Source organism: Halogeometricum sp. CBA1124 (assembly GCF_009741955.1).
GTDB classification, from domain to species: domain Archaea; phylum Halobacteriota; class Halobacteria; order Halobacteriales; family Haloferacaceae; genus Halogeometricum; species Halogeometricum rufum.
Genome location: NZ_WPCD01000338.1, coordinates 1 through 1,833 on the forward strand (window position 1 = coordinate 1; position 1,833 = coordinate 1,833).

The window sequence follows — 1,833 nt, forward strand, 5'->3', positions numbered from 1 at the left end:
AACGAAAATCCTGGTCACAGTAGCAGCGAGAGTCGGGTGCGAACCCCGACGACCTTACGAGTAAGGGTTCCTCGGCACTGCCAATCAGCCGAGGGTTAGTCGATCCTAAGTCTCACCGTAACTCGAATGAGACAAACGGGAAACTGGTTAATATTCCAGTACCGTCACCACTCAAAGCCGACGCTTTGGGAAACACCGAACCGGGCCTTCGCCCGGTCGAACCGCGGAAACTCGTGGAAGCCGTAACGGCACGAAGCGAGCGAAGCGCGGGACAGCGCAAGTCGGTGGTACCTAGAGCCCGTGAAAAGGCGAGGTGACGATCGTACCGAGATCCGACACAGGTACTCTGGCGGAGAAAGCCAAGGTCTGTCGGGATCAACCGACGTTAGGGAATTCGGCAAGTTAGTCCCGTAAGTTCGCGATAAGGGATGCCTGCTCTTGATCGAGCAGGTCGCAGTGACTCGGGCGCTCCAACTGTCTAGTAACAACATAGGTGACCGCAAATCCGCAAGGACTCGTACGGTCACTGAATCCTGCCCAGTGCAGGTATCTGAACACCTCGTACAAGAGGACGAAGGACCTGTCAACGGCGGGGGTAACTATGACCCTCTTAAGGTAGCGTAGTACCTTGCCGCTTCAGTAGCGGCTTGCATGAATGGATCAATGAGAGCGCCACTGTCCCAACGTTGGGCCCGGTGAACTGTACGTTCCAGTGCGGAGTCTGGAGACCCCCAAGGGGAAGCGAAGACCCTATAGAGCTTTACTGCAGGCTGTCGCTGGGACGTGGTCGCTGATGTGCAGCATAGGTAGGAGCCATTACACAGGTACCCGCGCTAGCGGGCCACCGAGGCAACATTGAAATACTACCCGTCAGTGACTGCGACCCTCACTCCGGGAGGAGGACACCGGTAGCCGGGCAGTTTGACTGGGGCGGTACGCGCTCGAAAAGATATCGAGCGCGCCCAAAGATTTCCTCACGCGAGTCGGAAACTCGTGGAAGAGCGCAAGAGCACACGGAAGTCTGACAGTGTCATTCCCAACGAGTGACGCTGACGCGAAAGCGTGGTCTAGCGAACCTACGAGGCTCCTTAATGGGGCCCGTAGATGACAGAAAAGCTACCTTAGGGATAACAGAGTCGTCACCGGCAAGAGCACATATCGACCCGGTGGCTTGCTACCTCGATGTCGGTTCCCTCCATCCTGCCTGTGCAGAAGCAGGCAAGGGTGAGGTTGTTCGCCTATTAAAGGAGGTCGTGAGCTGGGTTTAGACCGTCGTGAGACAGGTCGGCTGCTATCTATTGGGGGTGTAAGGTACTTGACGGGAACGATCGTATAGTACGAGAGGAACTACGATTGGTTGCCGCTGGTGTATCGGTTGTCTGAGAAGGCAAATGCCGAGTAGCTACGCAACACGGGGTAAGAGCTGAACGCATCTAAGCTCGAAACCCACCTGGAAAAGAAGTACCATCACGGACACTCGTAGAAGACGAGTTCGATAGACTCGGGATGTACGCGCCGAGGCAACGAGGCGTTCAGTCCACGAGCACTAACAGTCCATGCCACATTCATACTGTTCATCGGACCAGTCCGCTGGTCTCGGTGAACGGGTTCAGGCGTTAACTGGATTGCACGCGACACATACGGTTGTAGAACCACCAACAGTGGTCTTACGACGGTTCGATTCCGTCGGTTGGCGTTAAGGCGGCCACAGCGGCGAGGCAACACCCGTACCCATCCCGAACACGGAAGTTAAGCTCGCCAGCGTGGCAGTAAGTACTGGAGTGTGCGAACCTCTGGAAACGCTCTTCGCCGCCTCCCCACTCATACGCAGAT

2 rRNA genes are annotated in these 1,833 nt (G+C 56.2%); both read left to right on the forward strand.

Annotated elements, in window-relative coordinates:
• Positions 1-1,570 (forward strand): 23S ribosomal RNA (locus GJ632_RS22645); the annotation flags it as partial.
• 127 nt (positions 1,571-1,697) lie between these two features.
• Positions 1,698-1,818 (forward strand): 5S ribosomal RNA (rrf, locus tag GJ632_RS21255).
• The last annotated feature ends 15 nt before the right edge of the window (positions 1,819-1,833 follow it).